Origin of the sequence: Clostridium algoriphilum, from assembly GCF_020443705.1 — a bacterium.
Taxonomy (GTDB): domain Bacteria; phylum Bacillota; class Clostridia; order Clostridiales; family Clostridiaceae; genus Clostridium_AD; species Clostridium_AD algoriphilum.
Map to the genome: position 1 here is coordinate 112,996 of NZ_JAIZZK010000006.1, position 17,574 is coordinate 130,569.

Sequence of the window (17,574 nt, forward strand, 5' to 3'; positions counted from 1 at the left end):
AGGAAAATGAATAATATGAAAAGTAAAAAATCTGCCACGTATATGTGTAGAGCTTCAGCAATGTTACTAGTAATATTAATATCTTTTTCAGGATGTAGTGAGAAAAGTAAAAATATTCAAGTGAAAACCACATCGGAGATAAAGAAAGACATTGTCATCACAGATATGGCTGGACGTAAAATCAATATTCCGAAAGAAGTAAATAAAATTAGTTGCATACACCCAATTCCTTCACATATGGTCTGGAGATTGGCACCAAAAAAAATGGTGAGTATTGATAATCAATTTAAGGATAGATTATTGTTTATGCCTGAGCAAGAGGTTAAAAGACTTAAAGGTCTTCCTATAACAGGAACTTTTAACACTGGAGATATGGAAACAGAACAAATGCTAATGATAAAACCTGATATTATTATATCTTTAAAGAAGGATGTAAATCTTGATAAGGAACAAACTAATTATTCAGCTCCTGTAGTTGCAGCCTCAAAGAACAGTCTTACTGATTATGAAGAATCTTGGAGATTAATTGGAAAACTGGTAGGTAATGAAAAAGAGGGAAATGAACTAGCAGATTATTGGCATAGCACTATGGCTAAGGTTACAGACATAACATCTAAAATTCCTGAAAAGGATAAGTTAAAGGTATATTATGCTCAGCCACAAATTAATACAACTGTTGGATCTAAGACTATAATGGCATCAATAATAAGGATGGCTGGAGGAATTAATCTTTATGACACAATTTCAACTTCAAAAGCAGATGAAGAGAATGAGAGTGTAACTCCTTCTATGGAGGAAGTACTTACTTGGAATCCTGATGTAATTATAGCGAAAACAGCAAAGGCACGTTATGAGATACTCTCAAGTTCAGAATGGAAAAATATAGATGCTGTAAAAAATAAACGTGTATATGCAACCTTAAAATATGAAATGTTAGATAGAATTCAGTCCTTAATGGGACTCGAATGGACAGCAAATGTTTTATATCCAAAAAAAATAAACTTAGACATTAATAAAGAGGTAAAAACCTTTTATTCAAAGGTTTATTTGTCTAAATCAATAATTGATACACAAATTCACGAGGAAATGAAATAGATAAAATGAACTACTACTATGATTAATATGAGTGCGCATTTGTAGTATTTATTATACGGGGGTGAATAGTTATGAAACTTGAAATAAAAAAGGCTGTTTGTGGATATGGGTCAAAAGTTGTGGTAGATGGAATATCTGTTAAAGTAGAATCTGGAGAGATATTATGTTTATTGGGTCCAAATGGTGTGGGTAAAACTACTTTATTTAAAACAATTTTAGGCTTTTTAAAATTAATGAGTGGAAAAATTACTTTGAATGATCAGGATATACAAAACTTTTCTAAAAAGAAATTGGCAATGGCTATTGGTTATGTTCCACAAGCACATATTCCTTCCTTTCCCTATAACGTATTAGATGTAGTAACAATGGGTCGCACTGCTCATTTGGGAATGTTTTCATCACCATCTAAAGCAGATGTAAAAATCGCGGAGGAAGCACTAGAAACTTTGGATGTTTCATTTTTGAAACATCGTATCTACACTGAACTTAGTGGCGGTGAGAGGCAAATGATCTTAATTGCAAGGGCACTTACTCAACAAAGCGAAATATTGGTAATGGATGAGCCAACCTCAAATTTAGACTTTGGAAATCAAGTTAAAGTGCTTGAACAAATTAATAAGCTTGCAAAAATGGGAATAGGAATAATTATGACTTCACATTTCCCAGATCATGCTTTTCTTTGTTCAACTAAAGTTGCACTATTACAGAAAAACAATATTTTTACTGTAGGAAGCGTAGAACAAGTGGTAACTGAAGAAAATTTAAAATCAGCATACGGTGTAAATGTAAAAATAATAAGTAGTGTAAATGAGCAAGGTAAAACAATTAAATCTTGTGTACCATTAATTAGCTAACATATAAATTTATAGATTTCATTTGCAAGGGGAGGTATATTATGGAGATTGAAAAAGATAATCTTTTGGAAGTGAGTATTAATGAAGTTAATCTAGAGAAATCAAAGAAAACAAAAGAAAATCGAGCGCCATATATAATTACTAGTTTGATTTTTATTCTAATTGCCATAATATTGATATCTTTTACCCTTGGTAGATATACCATATCATTGCCAGAGTTGTTTGAAGTTTTTACGGGAAAGGTTTTTGGACTTGCACCAACATGGCCTTCAACTATTGAAACAGTTCTTTTTAATGTGCGTATACCAAGAATTTTAGTGGCTATTATGGTGGGTGCAGCGCTATCTAGCGCTGGAGCCACTTATCAAGGATTGTTTAAAAACCCTATGGTATCACCTGACATACTTGGAGCTTCAGCTGGAGCTGGTTTTGGTGCTGCTATGGCTATATTAATGTCTTTTGGCAATGTTGGAATTCAAATAACAGCCTTTATATTCAGCCTATGTGCGGTGTTTCTAAGTTATATTTTAAGTAAAATAATAGGTCGCAACAATAATGTCGTTATGATATTGGTACTTACGGGTATGGTAGTGTCTAATCTATTCTCAGCGTTCACCTCAATAACTAAATATGTAGCTGACCCAGAGAGTAAACTGCCTGCTATTACTTTTTGGTTAATGGGAGGACTATCATCAGTTACATCAAATCAAGTAATAGTGTTACTAATTCCATTATCTATAGCCATAGTTCCACTTTATCTATTGCGTTATAAGATTAATGTTCTTTCCTTTGGGGAGGAAGAGGCTCAGGCTATGGGGATCGATACTGGTAAACTTCGTTTGATATTCATACTATGTGCCACTCTTTTGACGGCGGCTTCAGTATCAGTAAGTGGCATGATAGGTTGGGTAGGGCTTATAATACCCCATATAGCTAGATTAATAGTGGGACCCAATTACAAGGTGCTTTTGCCAACTTCTTTACTTATTGGAGGTATATTTATGTTGGTGGTAGACAATATAGCTCGTTGTATTTTTGTAACTGAGATACCACTTGGGATATTAACTTCAATTATTGGGGCACCGTTCTTTATATATCTATTGTTAAAAGGAAGGAAGGGTTGGGTTTGAAGATTGAAATTAGACTAGCAAATGATAATGATGAAACAGAATGGACAGAAATGTGGTTAAACTATAATGAATTTTACGGTGCAGAGGTACCTGAAAGTATTACTGCGTCAACCTGGGCTCGTATAATTGATCCAGTAACTCCAATAGGTGCACTTGTTGCCATTTATAACAGTGAAACTATAGGTTTCGCTAACTATGTTCTTCACTCCTATACTTGGAGCAATGGGTTTGCTTGCCTAATGGATGATTTATTTGTTATACCTAAATATAGAGGACGTGGTGCTGCAAAGTTGATGATCCAGAATCTAATTAACATGGGCCATGAACATAATTGGACGAAAATTTATTGGATGACTCGTCAAGGAAATACTACGGCGAGGGCTCTTTATGATAAATTTTGTTCTATAGATGGATTTGTAAGATACACTATATCGCTTGATGGTATAAGACCAACTGCTGGAAATAGTAAATAAGATAATAACTATTTTAAAAAATTAAGAGGAGGAAGAAAAATATGGGTATGAAAATTGCAGTTTTTATTGGTGAGGATGGCAAAACAATATCTTTAAATCAAAGTGGTACAATTAGTGTTTATATAAAGGAAAAAGAAGAATGGAAAATAATTAAAGAAGTAGATTTTGAGAGTAACGATTTAATGAGTTCAGAAATAATTCGGGATAATGTTAAAACCATGGCAAGTGCTCTTGGTGATTGTAAGGTTTTTGTAGCACGTGGTGTTAAAGGAATACCATATACAGTTCTTGATGGCATGGGATTCAATATTTGGAAGGTAGACGGAGCACCAGAGAATTTTTTAGAACTTGTATTTAAAGGTGAGGAAGAGGAGAAGCTTAATAAACAGAAACCGGAAATTATACCTACCCCTATAAGAAGTGGTAAGGAAGGAAACTATTTTATTGATATGAAAACAGAGATGCAAAATAATTCGAACTTAACCACCAAACAAATACTCCTGCCTTTCATTTATAACACTACTTTCAATGAACTTGAAATAATTTGCCGTCATGTTCCACATTGGTTTGAAGGGGAGTTTAATAAACTGAATTTAAGATCAGAGATTGAAAAGATAAATGAAGGAACTGTTAAGGTAAGGGTTTATTCTAAGGATGTTATTGGCAAAATGATAACAAAAGATATGACTATTGGAAAAATCCTTAGAAATAATCCTGAAAAAATACATGTTCTAATGGATTTTGGAATGGAGTGTACAGGATGTCTTTCAGTAAAATTTGAAACTTTAGAAAAAGCAGCTAATGTGCATGGTGTTAATCTTGATCAATTAATTTATGGATTAAATAATTAGAAACAGGTCGCCTTAAAATTATAGGCGACCTGTTTTTAAATATTTTGTTTCTGCATTAATTTAGGCTGCTTTTTTCTAATTCATCAATAATTTCTTGCTCTACCAAGTCCATATTTGTCTTTCCTATATAACCGAATTTAATCTGATTATTTCTTATAAAGCTCATAGCCTTATAATAAGTAGCATGATTCATATAACCAGAATAGAAAAACACATAATCATAATTTGCTAAAACACTAAAATCAAAATTTTCATTGAAGCCGTGTAAAGATCTAAGTTCCGGATATTTTCCCCTGAATTTTCTTCTCCATTCTTTAGCTCCACCGATGATGATAATCTTGTTATTTCCAATATAATCAGCTAATGTATTTGCTGAAGTTGATGGAATATAATCATTATTTACTTTAAATACATATTCTCGTAAAACATTCAATTCATTTCTATATTTTTTCTCTTCCGATAATTGCTTTTCAAGATTATTAATTTTGTTTTGCATTTCGACTACTTGGGAATTATGTGTTTTGTTTAATTTATTTATTTGATTATTTAAATTCTCTTCGAAGTTTGTATTTTGCTGATTAAAAGTGTTTAGCTTAGTTGAAATGCTTTTATTTGCTTCTTTGACAGTATTTAAGTTTTTCTCTAAAGAAGTTACTTTAATAAGTAACGTTTGTTGATTACTCTCAAAATATAAGTCTCTAGTTTTTTTATATTCATTAATTAAAGATTTTATAAAAATACCATTTACAACAGATTCAATTATTACTTTAGGATCTGAAATTTTATTGCCTCTTTTTATATAGGCTAATAGTATCTCATCGATATTCAGGAAATTCGAATCTGAGAAGAGGTGATTTATATCAAATTTATTAATAATGAACATGTTTTCTAGGATTCCACCTAATTCTTCAATATGATGGATATCGCTATTTAAAATATCTTTAAAGCTATTTATTTTACCATATTCTCTCTTGAGCGTTGCTTTAATTTCTTGTATTTCTAATTTGTGTACCTCTAATTCTTTAGTTATATCTCTTGTCATTGGATCATAAAATTCAAATATTTTTATATCATCAATAATTGATTTAAAAAACCCCTGATCAACTTCTTCTACACTACGATATATACCAAAATAAAAATATACTGCCGCTTCTATTCGTGCTTCTGTTTTTCTGGTTATTTCATCCATTTGGAGATATCGTTTAGTTAATTCTTTTTTATCATGTTTTTTAACTGCATTAAAAACTACAGAATAGGATTTTCTTAATAATTTAATTACAGTACTTCTTAGGTTATAATCTTTCTCTGCAATTAAAAGGATACCCAGTGCTTTTCTTCCTTCAATTTCTTGTTGGAGTGTACCTTGTGTCATAATAACATGATTGGTACAAGAAGACATTTTAATAGCTTCATAATACTTAATTTCATCAAGAAGATATAACCTATTAATATCTTTTTTTATTTCAGAGTTTCTGATCATCGCAATACTAACATTAGCTAATATATAATTTTCAAGAATATTTGGAGAGACATTCCAAGTTTCACCTATCATTCTTGAAAAACTTTCTATAGTTAAATTTATTTGATCTAAATCTTCTTTAACTAATTCCACTTATGGAATGCCTCCTTTGATAGTAAATTTTAATTATGTTAATTATTTATTTATTGTATCACTTAGTATATAATTATGGTAGAATTGTATTAAACGTAATGAAATTGTATATAAACATATTATAATGCAATTTTTAAGATAAATCAATAACATAATTGTGTGAAATTTCATTTATTATAAAATAAATACTATTAGACAGATTAGACAGTACTTGTAATATTTCGAAATATATCACATAATAAAGTTATTGAAGTAATTGTTTTTCGGAAAAGTCGAAAGGAGAATTGTTTATTATGGAAGCAAACTCAGGTCTAACAACTCAGGAAGTTGCACAAATTTTAAATATTTCTAAAAATACAGTATATGAATTAATTAAAAGAGGGGAACTTCCTTCCTATAGAGTAGGTAGAAAGGTCCGTATAGATGCAATTGATATTGAAGAGTACAAGAATAAAAGTAGAACGAATACTAAACCTACACGCACTAGTTTAGAAAAAACGAATAATTCAAATATTTCTTTGTTAAATTCAAGAACATCTTTGCCAAATTCAAACTATAAAAGTGATTTTATAATATGTGGGCAAGACATTCTTTTGGATGTATTAACAAGGCACTTAGAACAACATCCTAATGGACTTCAAGCGCTTAGATGTTATATAGGAAGCTACAATGGTCTTGTTGAGCTATATAGGGGAAATGTGAATATTGCTACCGCGCATTTATTGGATGCAGATACGGGGGTTTACAATATTCCTTATGTAAGGCGGATACTTCCAGGAGTGCCTTGTGTTATTGTACATTTAGTGTGTCGCATGCAGGGTTTTTATGTGGCTAAGGGAAATCCCAAAAACATTACTACATGGGAGGATTTAGCTAGACCAGATGTTTTAATGATCAACAGAGAAAAAGGTTGCGGAGTGCGTGTTTTAATAGATGAGTACTTATGTAAACTTGAAATACCATGGCAGTCAATTAATGGATATGAAAATGAAGCTTTATCACATTTAGCAGCAGCTAGTGCTGTTGCACGGGGCGATGCTGATGTAGCTGTAGGAAATGAAAAGGCTGCTCTTCAGGTTCAATATGTTCAATTTATACCTAGGCAAAAGGAGAGATATGATTTAGTTATTAAAAAAGATGATATAAATAAACCTCCTTTTAAAGCAATATTAGAAATTCTTAATTCAAAAGAATTTCAAGAAGAACTGCGTGGAATAGGGGGATATGATATGAGTGATACTGGAAAAATAGTAACGCAGAGATAATAATTTTCTAGGAGATGCAATTAAACATAGTGCTAAAAAGGATAGAAGCAATGGTGAAAAACCAAAACTTCTATCCTTTAAATTTGTAGTTAAAAATTTTTAAATATGTAAAGTTAACTAATAGACTATTCTGTCATTAATAGTACGGAAGAAGCTTTTATAACGGAAGTTACATCTAAATCGATTTTTAAGCCTAAATCATGTATTGCAGCTATTAATACCCAAGACAGAAGATATATATAAGTGATTTTTCAAATTTATTTTAAATAAACATATTAATTTATAAAAAGGGAATACTAAATTTAATATTAGTTTTACCAAGGAGGTTTTTATAGTGAGTGACATAAAAAAAATACCATTAGTGTCCTCTGAAATATCAGGGTTATGGGATTCTTATATGAGCGATAGTTTAATAGTAAAAGTTCTTAGTTATTTTCTGAATAGGGTAGAAAATAATGATATCCGTATTATGTTGCAACAAACTTATGATTTATCAAAGGCGCATATAACTGAAATTACTGATTTGTTCAATCAGGCAAAATTGCCTATACCAGAGGCATTTTCAGATAATGATGTTAACATTAATGCACCTCGTTTATTTACAGATTCTTTCTACTTGGCATATTTATCATTTATGTCAAGAGTTGCAATGCATAATTATACGTTAATTTTAAATCAAATAGCACGTTCCGATATTAGAGAATATTTTTCGAAACGTATTAATGAATCTATAGATTTATATAACAAATCAGCAGATTTACGATTAGAAAAGGGTATATTTATACGGGCACCATTTGTAGAAGTACCTAAAAAAGTTCAATATATTAAAAATCAAACTTTTATGTTGGATTTTTTTAGTGAAAAGCGACCAATGTTATTAAGTGAAGTTACTCAATTATTTGGAACTACTTTTTCAAATATAGTTGGAAAAGCAATAGCAACTGGATTTGGTCAGGTTTCAAACAATGAAAGAATATCTAATTTCTTTTTTGAAGGTATGGATTTATCATCTAAAATTATTAACAAATTGACGGAAGTATTTTTAGAAGAAGAGATTCCAATTCCTTCGTCCTCAGATTCATTTTTAACTGATTCTACAGTAGCACCTTTTTCAGAAAAGTTAATGCTAACTCATATGTTAGTATTGTCTTCTTCTGGGGTAAGTAGTCTTGGTATGGCTATAGCAGAAAGCTTAAGAAGTGATTTATATGCCATGTATTTTAAAAGTATTGCTGAAATTATGAAATATTCTCAAAAGGGAGCCAAAATAATGATTGAAAATGAGTGGCTTGAACAACCACCTGATGTAATAAAACATAAAAATTTGGTAGGAGTTAAAAAGTAATCTTCCTAATAAAATACTATATAAACTATGTGTTGAAAAAAATTAAAAGAGTAATTAATATAAACAGATACTTATAGGCTAAACATCTTTAAAAAAAATGTTTGGTATATAGGTATTTTTTATATGATTTAAGAACGTCTATCAAACCATAATATAAACGTCCTTAAATAAACTCACTTTTACAATTGTTTTTGAAAACATTGTATGGCTTGTACTCTTGTTGTTTTATAAAGTTATTAGGGTACATTTATATTTATTATAATTTCAAGAATGGACCATGTCCAGTTGCGATATATTTAACATCAATATCTCGCAATATACTTTGCAATGTTTTAAGAGCATTTTGGCAAGGTATCTGCTTAGCCGATATTTTGTTTATTTCATCATACCAACTTGGAACAGCTACTGTTTCTCTTTTTATAAAAAGATCACTGCTAAAAAACAATTGGCGATCTAGATCAACAGCTAATATACCTTTCCATAAGTGCATTTCAGATGGATATGCAATAAACTTTAATTTGAAATTTTTTGATTCTAACATATCATTAGTTTTTTTAATTATAAGTTCATTTGTAAATCCAAATCCTCTTAACTGCATAGCAGTTACTTGCGAACAGATGGTCTTAATGTTTGGAAAATGGAGTAGCAGATAACGTAATCCCCCACATTCATCACTTTCAAAATGAGATATAAATACATAGTCTAAAGATTTATCACCTAATAATTTTTTTAACTTAGGTACAAGTAATTTTATGTGGTTACTGTTTCCTGTGTGAAAAAGAAATGGCTCTTCACCCAAAAGTAAATATTGATTAAAAGTTATGGGAAAACCTTCATTAATACTACTAAATTGATAAAAATCATTGAAAACTTTAATTTGCTCCATATATATATAAATCTCCTTTCGTGAAAGCTTTTAATAATAATATTGTCTCAATAAAAACATTAGGTTACAAAATAATTTGAAATTATCAGCAAATTTTTATAAAGTTGTATGTATTTACTAAGCCATGAAAACCTTTACTTAGCAATGCTGAGTTAATTTAAACATTGTTATTACTTCCTAATGTTAGACTAAAGTATGTTAATAGCATAAACTATAAGATTTACAAGTAAATTTTATAGTTTTGAATATTCAGTTACTTTAATATGTTTCTTGTTTTTATATTATAGCATGAAATATTAACAATATTATTAAATATAGAAGAATTAATAAATATAACACAATTGTAATTAAGTTACATCAAAAAAGTGATATTTAAGGGAAATAATTTCATTTTACATATTACTATACCCAAACTGAGAAATTTGCAAGGAATATGAAATTTGTTTAAGTGTCAGAGCCTAATTGACAATGTTGTAAAATTATTTGAGATTAAGTATGAACTTGCAACCTGTTTAACTATACTTTAAAAATAATAGTGTAATTAATCTATGTAAATTTAATTACAGCTGGGGCTATATGGTGAAAATAATTGATTATTCCTCCATTTTCCAGACCTCATGTAGATTATACATATTACAAGTGATGCGAATGTTGCAAGAGGCGATGCAAATCCAATTTCGTATAGTGTGATACCTGCCATTTTACTTAAAACAAAAGACAACGGGATACGAATTATAAAGGTAGCAATCAAACTGTGAATCATTGGAAATAATGAATTACCACAACCACTGAAAAACGAATTCATAGAAAATACAAAGCATACCAAAATGCAATCGATACTGTATGATTTCAGGTATAATGCAGCTGTTTCTATAACCGTTGCATCCCTCGAAAACAACGCTGTCAGCGATGTTGGATGCCATTGTGCATATGCATAACATATTATGCCAATGATTAAAGAACATCCTATACCTACATACAAACATTGTTTTGCTCTTTCTTGCTTTCCTGCCCCCATATTTTGAGCTGTCATTGCTGCGATGGCTGAAGCAAATGCAATGGTTGGAAGCATTGTAAACACAATTATTTTTTCGACAACACCTACAGATGCAGAAGCAGTAAGGCCCATTACATTAATAACTGCTGTAATTATGATAAAAGAAATATTAATTAGACCATCCTGTAATGCTATTGGCAATCCTAACTTAAATATCCTCTTTGCTTTTTCTGATTCAAGCCTAATATGACTGCGATGAAACTCAAAGGAAAAACCTACTTTTATTATATACGAGACTCCAATTATGAAGCTTATAGCTTGAGCCGCTATAGTAGCAATTGCCGCGCCTGGTGCACCCATATGGAACCCTCCCACTAATATTAAATCTATGACAATATTAGTTACGCAAGCTACTGCGATAAAGTATAATGGTGCTTTTGAATTGCCTAACCCTCGTAGAATACCGCTTAACGCATTATAACCTATAATAAATGGAATACCACAAGAACAGATAAAAATATATTGTTTTGTGTATTCAAATGCCTCTGCGGGTGTATTCATTAAATTTGTAATAGCACCCGTAAGTATGACCATACTTACAGTCAAAATAGCTGCCATGATACCAAATATGCATATGATAGTCCCAACTGATTCTGCAAGATCATTGTATTTTTTTGCACCCAAATAGTTACCTAATAAAATGGTGCCCCCTGTGGTTAGGCCAAGAATAACACTTGTAATTGTCTGCATAATCTGGCTTCCTGTAGCCACAGCAGAAACTTGCGCCGAATTATCAAACTGCCCAACAACTAGCAAATCCGCTGCGCCATAGAGTGCTTGCAACAAACTTGCTAATAGAAATGGAAATGCAAATTTTAATAGGGTGGGAGTAACATTTCCCTCTGTTAAATCGTTATGTTGTTCCATTAATATATAAACCTCCTAAAAATAAAAAAATGCTGAATAAGACAGTTGATCTTACTCAACCATCTTATCCAGCATATATCTACTTATATACCCTCCGATGAATAGATTATATATTACTACATATGCAAGGTATTGTCAAAGTTTTTGTTCTTAATGAAGGTGTATTCATTTATGATTATCTGGAAACTAGTAGTTTTTTTAGGGCCATCTCTAGGCCTTTGACAGATAACTTATACATATCAAATTCTTTTTCTAGAATATCATAAGTTTCGTACAAGGAACTATAGTAAATTGGGCGTACAATCGGGTTGAGCCATACAATATGTTTATATTTTTCTTTTAAACGGGTTAACCAGTTCATGGGAGACATTTTATCTGTGACGCCACCATAGTTGTAATAATTGTCTCGAGTTAATTCTGAAGGTTCCATCATAGCATCTCCTACGATAATTACTTTATATTCACTACTGATGTTGTGAAATATCCAGTTGGTATCAATGGCTTGTTCAGAATTCATAGTAGGGTCCGCGTAAATTTTGGGATGTATACAATTATGAAAATAATAGATTTTCAAATCCTTAAAGTGATTAGATTTATTCACTGCTTGGAACAAAGAGCTGCAAAGGTTGCTATAATATTGCATAGAACCACCAGAATCCATCAGCAAGAGCACCTTGACGGTGTTTTTTCGCGGTTTCTCGTAAACCAATTTTAAATATCCTCCGTTGTTACTGGTTTTTTGAATGGTTCCGTTAATGTCTAATTCAGTTTTTGGGGCATCTATTCTGTTGGAGAATTGCCTCAAGTGGCGGAGGGCTACTTGAAATTGTCTAGTATCTAGTTTATTGTCATTTCTGAAGTCTCGGAATTTTCGATCACCGGCTACGTAAAAGGCTGATCCGTGTCTAGATTGACCACCTACGCGAATACCGTTGGGGCTGTAGCCACTGTTGCCGAATACAGAAACGCCACCAGTACCCACCCAGTAGCTACCACCGTTATGTTCTTCTTTTTGTTCTTTTATTCGTTCCTTGAACATTTTTTCGATGTCAGTAGTGCTTAATTTTTTATTTAGTTCTGCTCTTTCCATATCAAAAGGTTTGTCTATCTTTTCTTTTGGATGTTCGAGCCATTTTAATAATTCCTCAAGTAATTTGTCTGAAGGTTTTATGTCTTTAAAAAATTCTAAAAAAGCCTCATCAAACTTATCAAAATCTACCTCGGTTTTGATGAGAACAGCACGGCATAAGTAATAAAAACCTGTAAGGCTAGAATCGCTTAACCCTTTATCTAGGGCTTCAATGAGGGTTATCCATTCATTGAGGGATGTATCTAACCCTTTTGCTCTTAATAAGTAAAAAAATGAACTAAACATATGCCTTCACCTACTTGCCTAAAGATTCCCGCATAGTGTCAATGTCTTCGTTTTTTTTCAGAAGTACACCGCAATAGGGGATTTCTTCTTTGATTTTGTCTGGGTCAATACCACCAACGATAAGAGCCTGAATCCAGTCGATGATTTCTGAGGTGCTGGGTCTTTTCTGGATATGCGGTAATCCGCGGATCCAGTAAAACGCGTCCATAACCTGTTGTAATAGATGCTCTTCTATATTTTTAAAGTGTACGTTAACGATCTCTTTCATTAATTCTTGATCAGGGAATTCGATATAGTGAAATATGCATCTGCGTAAAAATGCATCAGGCAACTCCTTTTCTGCATTGGAGGTAATGATTACGATGGGTCTTTGTATTGCCCGTATGGTTTCTTTTGTTTCAGGGATATAAAACTCCATTTTATCTAGTTCCCAGAGGAGGTCGTTAGGAAATTCCAGATCTGCTTTGTCAATTTCATCAATTAATAACACTACTTGATCTGCAGAGCTGAAAGCCTCACCTAGTTTGCCATGGTTTACGTATTTTGAAATATTATCTACACCTTCGCTATCAAATTGGCTGTCGTAGAGCCTTTGTACCACGTCATAAACATAAAGGCCATCCTGGGCCTTGGTAGTGGATTTGATATTCCAGATAATTAGTTTTTTGTTTAGCGTCGTGGAAATAGCTTGTGCCAGCATAGTTTTTCCTGTTCCCGGCTCTCCTTTAATTAGAAGTGGCTTTTGCAAGGCTATAGAAATGTTTACGGTACGCATCAATTCTTCTGAAACTACATAATCATTGGTTCCTTTGAATGTATTATTATCTATTTTTATCACAGTTTATCACACCCTTAATAAATGAATTTATTGTTTTGATTATAAACGTTTTCATATATATATGTCAACTATAAATAATAGTTGGAAAGTTGGTTAATTGGTTAGGAAAAGATTTTATGGTATTCCTTTTGGGTTTTAAAAGCGGAGATGTTTCCCCAATAAAGAAAGCAAAGAGAATGGGCTCACTTATTTACTAAAAGGCAATCCCAAATTGTTAGATGTAACAGCTTATATTCTAATTTTGTTTAAAGGGTTGTATGTAGCTAGCTGTTGACTTCATGAAATTAATAAAGTACAATGACATTGATAATCATTATCAAACAAGAAGTTAATAGTAAAGGAGCTTACATTATTTTAATTTATACTCTGATTTTTACAATAATTTTATCGTCGTTTTTCACATTAAGCATCAAAAGGAATCATTTGGCTTATTATTTAGTATCAGCATTAATTGGGATTATAATAACTACTTATGAGGTGCTGAGGGTAACTTCTAGTGCGAAACTTTATGGAACTGTTCTTTACCTAGAAAAAGTTTTTATAGGAGGTTATGTTTCTATAGCATTTTTTATTTTAATAATGTTCGCAGGTGCTATTAATCCTAAATGGGTAATAACAAAAAAACTACTAAGTATCAGGGCGGAACTGGCTATTATTGCATCTATTTTTATAATGCCACATTCTATAATATATTTAATTCGATTTATTGTACTTAAACTTCCAAAGGCTTTTAAAACAGGCGTAATACCTAAACTATACATAGCTTATATTAGTATTGGAATTATAGCTTTTTTTATAATGATACCATTATTTATTACATCATTTAAAAAAGTTAGACGTAAAATAAAAGGAATTCAGTGGGCAAGGCTACAAAGATTTGCGTACATATTTTATTTTTTAGTATATATACACATTTTACTTGTATTATTAAATGGAAAATATATTGAATGGTTAAAATTAAGTAGTTACACAACAATATTTGGTATATATGTGGTTTTTAAATTAATAAAATATAAAAATAATAAACAAGCTAAATTAGACTATACAAAGAGGGTGGATAAAGTAAAAATGTAATTTTTATTTATACAGATTAGATATAAGATAATTATAGAATTGCATAGAACCTAGAATAAGTATCCTATATTTAAAGAAAATAAAACATTTTTTAATTCAATACAAAAAGCATGAAGTTATAGTACTTCATACTTTTTGTAAAATTCATTCAAATAAAATCCATATAAAAACGTTTACTAAAGTGGCAAGTTAGAGAAATCTGTTTTTCTTTTTCTCTTGCTCTTATTATTATGACCATGAATTGTAGTAATATACAAAGGTTATATAAAACATTGAGATAAATTTTCAAGATGAATTATTTATTCTTAGTTAAGAGATCTATAAATGCCTTTGAGGCATTGGATAGATAACGATCTTTTTTCCAAACCAGTGCAATTTTAATGGGGATAGGAGTACTAAGTGGAATTTTTGCTATGTTTTCATTGTACTCAACAATTTCCTTTAATAAAAAAGAAATGCCAACCCCATTGGAAATAAGGCTCTTGATGGTGTCTAAGTAGTTGGATGATAAAATAATATTAGGTTGAATATTGCAATCATTAAAAGACGCTAATATCTTTTGCCTTATGTAGAAGCCTTCCTTTAATAGGATAATGGGTTCGTTCTCAATATCTTTAAATGTAATGGTTGATTGTTTACTTAAAGGATGTTCTTTTTTTAAGCAAACCAAAAGTTCACTATCAGTAATAGGAAGGGAAGCTAAAGAGTTATTGGCGGGGTCAGTGATAATCAGGCCTAGATCAAGATCTTCCTTTTCTATCATTTGTTTTATTGTAGTAGATCCATATTCTGTAATATTAAGTTTGATATTTGGATAGGATTTTTGAAAATTAACAAGTAATTTTGGGAATAAAAAAGTACCAATCATTGGAGGGACACCTATTGTAAGGACGCCCTTTTTAAGATCCTGGTAATCCCTCATTTCGGAAGCGGCATTGTCTACTTGTCTTAAAATTTCATCTACCCTTTTCAAAAAAACTTTTCCTTCAGCTGTGGGGATAAACTGTTTTTTAGATCTGTCAAAGAGCACAATAGACAGTTCTTTTTCTAGATTTTTAATGGAATTGGTAATAGTAGGTTGAGTTACATAAAGTTTTTTTGCAGCTTGCGTAATGTTATTTAATTGACAAACCATTTGGAAATACTGTAACTGTCTCAATTCCATGATGCATCCTCCTAGTTATAAGTTTTAACTATGATATCATAGTTAAATAATATTTTTAATTTAAAACATTATGTGTTATTGTTTTAACAAGGAACTAAATAATAGCAAATTGTCCTTAAAACAAATATAAGTAGTTAAAAAGAAAAAAAATAATGTTTATTTATTAAAAGTGTTAAAATATTAACAAGATTTAGGGAGTTATAATATTATAACCATCATAATATTATAACATATTTCACTAGTCATAAGTATAAACTGTTATATAATAGTTGAACCGTAATTTTAATTTAGAATACAAATGTTATTGTTTTAACAAAATGTTATACAAAAGGCTACTATTTTTATATAACATAAGTGTTATAGCGAGAAAAGTAATATTTTTTATTGGAAAGTGTTAAAATATTAACAAATTTGAAGGGAGGTGTAAATCTAGACTTGTTTATTTAAAAGTCTAGATGAGTAAATATGAAATATAGTTATTTTCCAGGTTGTACATTAAAAACGAAAGCTCAGGAATTAGAAAAGTATGCTCTAGATTCTGCAAACGTTTTAGGTTTTGAATTACAAGAGCAAAAAGAGTGGCAATGTTGTGGTGCTGTGTATCCTCAAGGCAGTGATGAAATAGCTACTAAATTATCCGCTGTAAGAAGCCTCGTGGGAGCACGGGACAAGGGTGAGAAACTAGTCACTTTATGTGCAGCTTGCCATCACGTAATTAAAAGAGTTAATGATGATATGAAGAACAAAGATGATATAAGAACAAAGGTTAATAATTATTTGGAGTTACCAGAAACTTATCAGGGAGAGACAGAAGTCCTTCATTACCTTGAAGTGCTTAGGGATGAAATAGGTTTTGATGAGTTAGCTAAAAAAGTAACCAACCCTCTTACTGGTAGAAAAATAGGAGCATATTATGGATGTTTGCTTCTTCGTCCAAGCAGCACAATGAACTTTGATGATCCAGAAAATCCTACTATTATAGAAAATTTTATAAAAGCTATTGGTGCAACACCTGTATTATATCCATATAGAACAGAATGTTGTGGAGGCTACCTTTGTATAGATAAAAAAGATCTTGTAAATAACATGACAGGCAGTATAATTCAATCAGCTGCATCGCATGGTGTAGAAGAGATTGTTACTGCATGCCCCCTTTGTAAATATAATCTAGAACTCAGTGAAGAAGGGGCGAAAAATAAACTATCTATCAGCTATTTCACTGAGCTTTTAGCAGAAGCTTTAGGTGTCAAATAAGGATAGGAGGGGATAGTGCAATGAAAAGAGTGAAAATATTTTCTGATAGTAAATCAAAAGAGTTAGATCAAATTGTTCATATAAGTGGACAACGGATACAGGATTGTATCCAATGTGGAAAATGTTCAGCAAGTTGTCCTGCAAGCGAAGGGATGGATATCCTACCTCATCAGGTCATAAGATTATTGCAAACAGGTGAATTGGACAAGGTTATAGAGAGCGAAACACTTTGGTCTTGTGCTTCATGTTTTACATGTTCCGAGCGTTGCCCTAGAAACATAGATATTGCAAGCGTTTTAGAGGCAGTTAGGCTTATTATCATTAGACGTTCAGGAGAAAATAAAATGTTAGCTGATGATGTCTTTGCAAAAATAGATAATAAAATGCCACAGCAGGCAATTGTAAGTGGATTTCGTAAGTATAATAAATAATT

Annotated in this window: 16 protein-coding genes; 10 read left to right on the forward strand and 6 right to left on the reverse strand. The window is 31.3% G+C overall.

Annotated elements, in window-relative coordinates; translation table 11 throughout:
• The first annotated feature begins 6 nt into the window (after nucleotides 1-6).
• The 5 genes from LGK95_RS07425 to anfO all read left to right on the forward strand — a co-directional run bounded on the left by LGK95_RS07425 (nucleotide 7) and on the right by anfO (nucleotide 4,403).
• Nucleotides 7-1,095, forward strand: a complete 1,089-nt coding sequence (locus tag LGK95_RS07425) for an ABC transporter substrate-binding protein (protein WP_226123737.1) — start codon at nucleotides 7-9, stop codon at nucleotides 1,093-1,095.
• Nucleotides 1,096-1,166: 71 nt separating this feature from the next.
• On the forward strand, nucleotides 1,167-1,949 hold the full coding sequence (locus tag LGK95_RS07430) for an ABC transporter ATP-binding protein (RefSeq protein WP_226123739.1): 783 nt from the start codon (nucleotides 1,167-1,169) through the stop codon (nucleotides 1,947-1,949).
• Between the two features lie 41 nt (nucleotides 1,950-1,990).
• Entirely contained in the window at nucleotides 1,991-3,079 is a 1,089-nt protein-coding gene (locus tag LGK95_RS07435) for a FecCD family ABC transporter permease (RefSeq protein ID WP_226123741.1), read from the forward strand.
• Nucleotides 3,076-3,552 carry a GNAT family N-acetyltransferase gene (locus tag LGK95_RS07440; RefSeq protein ID WP_226123743.1) on the forward strand — a complete coding sequence of 159 codons (477 nt, stop codon included), beginning with the start codon at nucleotides 3,076-3,078 and terminating at the stop codon, nucleotides 3,550-3,552. Before LGK95_RS07435 ends, LGK95_RS07440 begins: the two co-directional genes overlap by 4 nt.
• Nucleotides 3,553-3,593: 41 nt before the next feature.
• Nucleotides 3,594-4,403, forward strand: a complete 810-nt coding sequence (gene anfO / locus LGK95_RS07445) for a Fe-only nitrogenase accessory protein AnfO (RefSeq protein ID WP_404814411.1) — start codon at nucleotides 3,594-3,596, stop codon at nucleotides 4,401-4,403.
• Between the two features lie 55 nt (nucleotides 4,404-4,458).
• Here the strand turns inward: anfO and LGK95_RS07455 are convergent, their stop codons facing one another.
• Entirely contained in the window at nucleotides 4,459-6,015 is a 1,557-nt protein-coding gene (locus LGK95_RS07455) for a hypothetical protein (RefSeq protein WP_226123745.1), read from the reverse strand.
• 293 nt (nucleotides 6,016-6,308) lie between these two features.
• Here LGK95_RS07455 and LGK95_RS07460 point away from each other — a divergent pair, with 293 nt between their 5' ends.
• Both LGK95_RS07460 and LGK95_RS22650 read left to right on the forward strand, forming a co-directional pair.
• Nucleotides 6,309-7,280: a substrate-binding domain-containing protein gene (locus LGK95_RS07460; protein ID WP_226123747.1), complete on the forward strand. Its 972-nt coding sequence runs from the start codon at nucleotides 6,309-6,311 to the stop codon at nucleotides 7,278-7,280.
• Between the two features lie 334 nt (nucleotides 7,281-7,614).
• The gene (locus tag LGK95_RS22650; RefSeq protein WP_226123749.1) at nucleotides 7,615-8,625 is read left to right on the forward strand and encodes a DUF3231 family protein; all 1,011 of its coding nucleotides are present in this window, start codon (nucleotides 7,615-7,617) and stop codon (nucleotides 8,623-8,625) included.
• A 256-nt stretch (nucleotides 8,626-8,881) separates the two neighbouring features.
• Here the strand turns inward: LGK95_RS22650 and LGK95_RS07470 are convergent, their stop codons facing one another.
• From LGK95_RS07470 to LGK95_RS07485, 4 genes are all read right to left on the reverse strand, one after another.
• Nucleotides 8,882-9,511 (reverse strand): oxygen-binding di-iron domain-containing protein, encoded by a 630-nt coding sequence (locus LGK95_RS07470; RefSeq protein ID WP_226123751.1) that lies wholly within the window; start codon nucleotides 9,509-9,511, stop codon nucleotides 8,882-8,884.
• A gap of 556 nt (nucleotides 9,512-10,067) precedes the next feature.
• On the reverse strand, nucleotides 10,068-11,435 hold the full coding sequence (locus tag LGK95_RS07475; protein WP_226123753.1) for an MATE family efflux transporter: 1,368 nt from the start codon (nucleotides 11,433-11,435) through the stop codon (nucleotides 10,068-10,070).
• Nucleotides 11,436-11,610: 175 nt separating this feature from the next.
• Complete coding sequence (locus LGK95_RS07480; RefSeq protein ID WP_226123755.1) at nucleotides 11,611-12,810, reverse strand: VWA domain-containing protein; 1,200 nt, start codon at nucleotides 12,808-12,810, stop codon at nucleotides 11,611-11,613.
• A gap of 10 nt (nucleotides 12,811-12,820) precedes the next feature.
• The gene (locus LGK95_RS07485; RefSeq protein ID WP_264174502.1) at nucleotides 12,821-13,585 is read right to left on the reverse strand and encodes an AAA family ATPase; all 765 of its coding nucleotides are present in this window, start codon (nucleotides 13,583-13,585) and stop codon (nucleotides 12,821-12,823) included.
• Between the two features lie 486 nt (nucleotides 13,586-14,071).
• On the opposite strand from LGK95_RS07485, the gene LGK95_RS07490 reads away from it, so the two are divergent.
• Nucleotides 14,072-14,722, forward strand: coding sequence for a ferric reductase-like transmembrane domain-containing protein (locus tag LGK95_RS07490; protein ID WP_264174497.1), 651 nt, complete (start codon nucleotides 14,072-14,074; stop codon nucleotides 14,720-14,722).
• Between the two features lie 295 nt (nucleotides 14,723-15,017).
• Here LGK95_RS07490 and LGK95_RS07495 read toward each other — a convergent pair whose 3' ends face one another.
• Nucleotides 15,018-15,887 carry a LysR family transcriptional regulator gene (locus LGK95_RS07495; protein WP_226123757.1) on the reverse strand — a complete coding sequence of 290 codons (870 nt, stop codon included), beginning with the start codon at nucleotides 15,885-15,887 and terminating at the stop codon, nucleotides 15,018-15,020.
• A gap of 465 nt (nucleotides 15,888-16,352) precedes the next feature.
• On the opposite strand from LGK95_RS07495, the gene LGK95_RS07500 reads away from it, so the two are divergent.
• The gene (locus tag LGK95_RS07500; protein ID WP_226123758.1) at nucleotides 16,353-17,141 is read left to right on the forward strand and encodes a CoB--CoM heterodisulfide reductase iron-sulfur subunit B family protein; all 789 of its coding nucleotides are present in this window, start codon (nucleotides 16,353-16,355) and stop codon (nucleotides 17,139-17,141) included.
• 20 nt (nucleotides 17,142-17,161) lie between these two features.
• Complete coding sequence (locus tag LGK95_RS07505; RefSeq protein ID WP_226123759.1) at nucleotides 17,162-17,572, forward strand: 4Fe-4S dicluster domain-containing protein; 411 nt, start codon at nucleotides 17,162-17,164, stop codon at nucleotides 17,570-17,572.
• Nucleotides 17,573-17,574 lie beyond the last annotated feature (2 nt).

Excerpts from the sequence above, each read along its gene's own strand:
- LGK95_RS07425 (WP_226123737.1), top strand. The coding sequence starts at position 7 with ATGAATAATATGAAAAGTAAAAAATCTGCCACGTATATGTGTAGAGCT.
- LGK95_RS07430 (WP_226123739.1), top strand. The coding sequence starts at position 1,167 with ATGAAACTTGAAATAAAAAAGGCTGTTTGTGGATATGGGTCAAAAGTT.
- LGK95_RS07435 (WP_226123741.1), top strand. The coding sequence starts at position 1,991 with ATGGAGATTGAAAAAGATAATCTTTTGGAAGTGAGTATTAATGAAGTT.
- anfO (WP_404814411.1), top strand. The coding sequence starts at position 3,594 with ATGGGTATGAAAATTGCAGTTTTTATTGGTGAGGATGGCAAAACAATA.
- LGK95_RS07460 (WP_226123747.1), top strand. The coding sequence starts at position 6,309 with ATGGAAGCAAACTCAGGTCTAACAACTCAGGAAGTTGCACAAATTTTA.
- LGK95_RS07470 (WP_226123751.1), bottom strand. The coding sequence starts at position 9,511 with ATGGAGCAAATTAAAGTTTTCAATGATTTTTATCAATTTAGTAGTATT.
- LGK95_RS07475 (WP_226123753.1), bottom strand. The coding sequence starts at position 11,435 with ATGGAACAACATAACGATTTAACAGAGGGAAATGTTACTCCCACCCTA.
- LGK95_RS07480 (WP_226123755.1), bottom strand. The coding sequence starts at position 12,810 with ATGTTTAGTTCATTTTTTTACTTATTAAGAGCAAAAGGGTTAGATACA.
- LGK95_RS07485 (WP_264174502.1), bottom strand. The coding sequence starts at position 13,585 with ATGCGTACCGTAAACATTTCTATAGCCTTGCAAAAGCCACTTCTAATT.
- LGK95_RS07495 (WP_226123757.1), bottom strand. The coding sequence starts at position 15,887 with ATGGAATTGAGACAGTTACAGTATTTCCAAATGGTTTGTCAATTAAAT.
- LGK95_RS07500 (WP_226123758.1), top strand. The coding sequence starts at position 16,353 with ATGAAATATAGTTATTTTCCAGGTTGTACATTAAAAACGAAAGCTCAG.
- LGK95_RS07505 (WP_226123759.1), top strand. The coding sequence starts at position 17,162 with ATGAAAAGAGTGAAAATATTTTCTGATAGTAAATCAAAAGAGTTAGAT.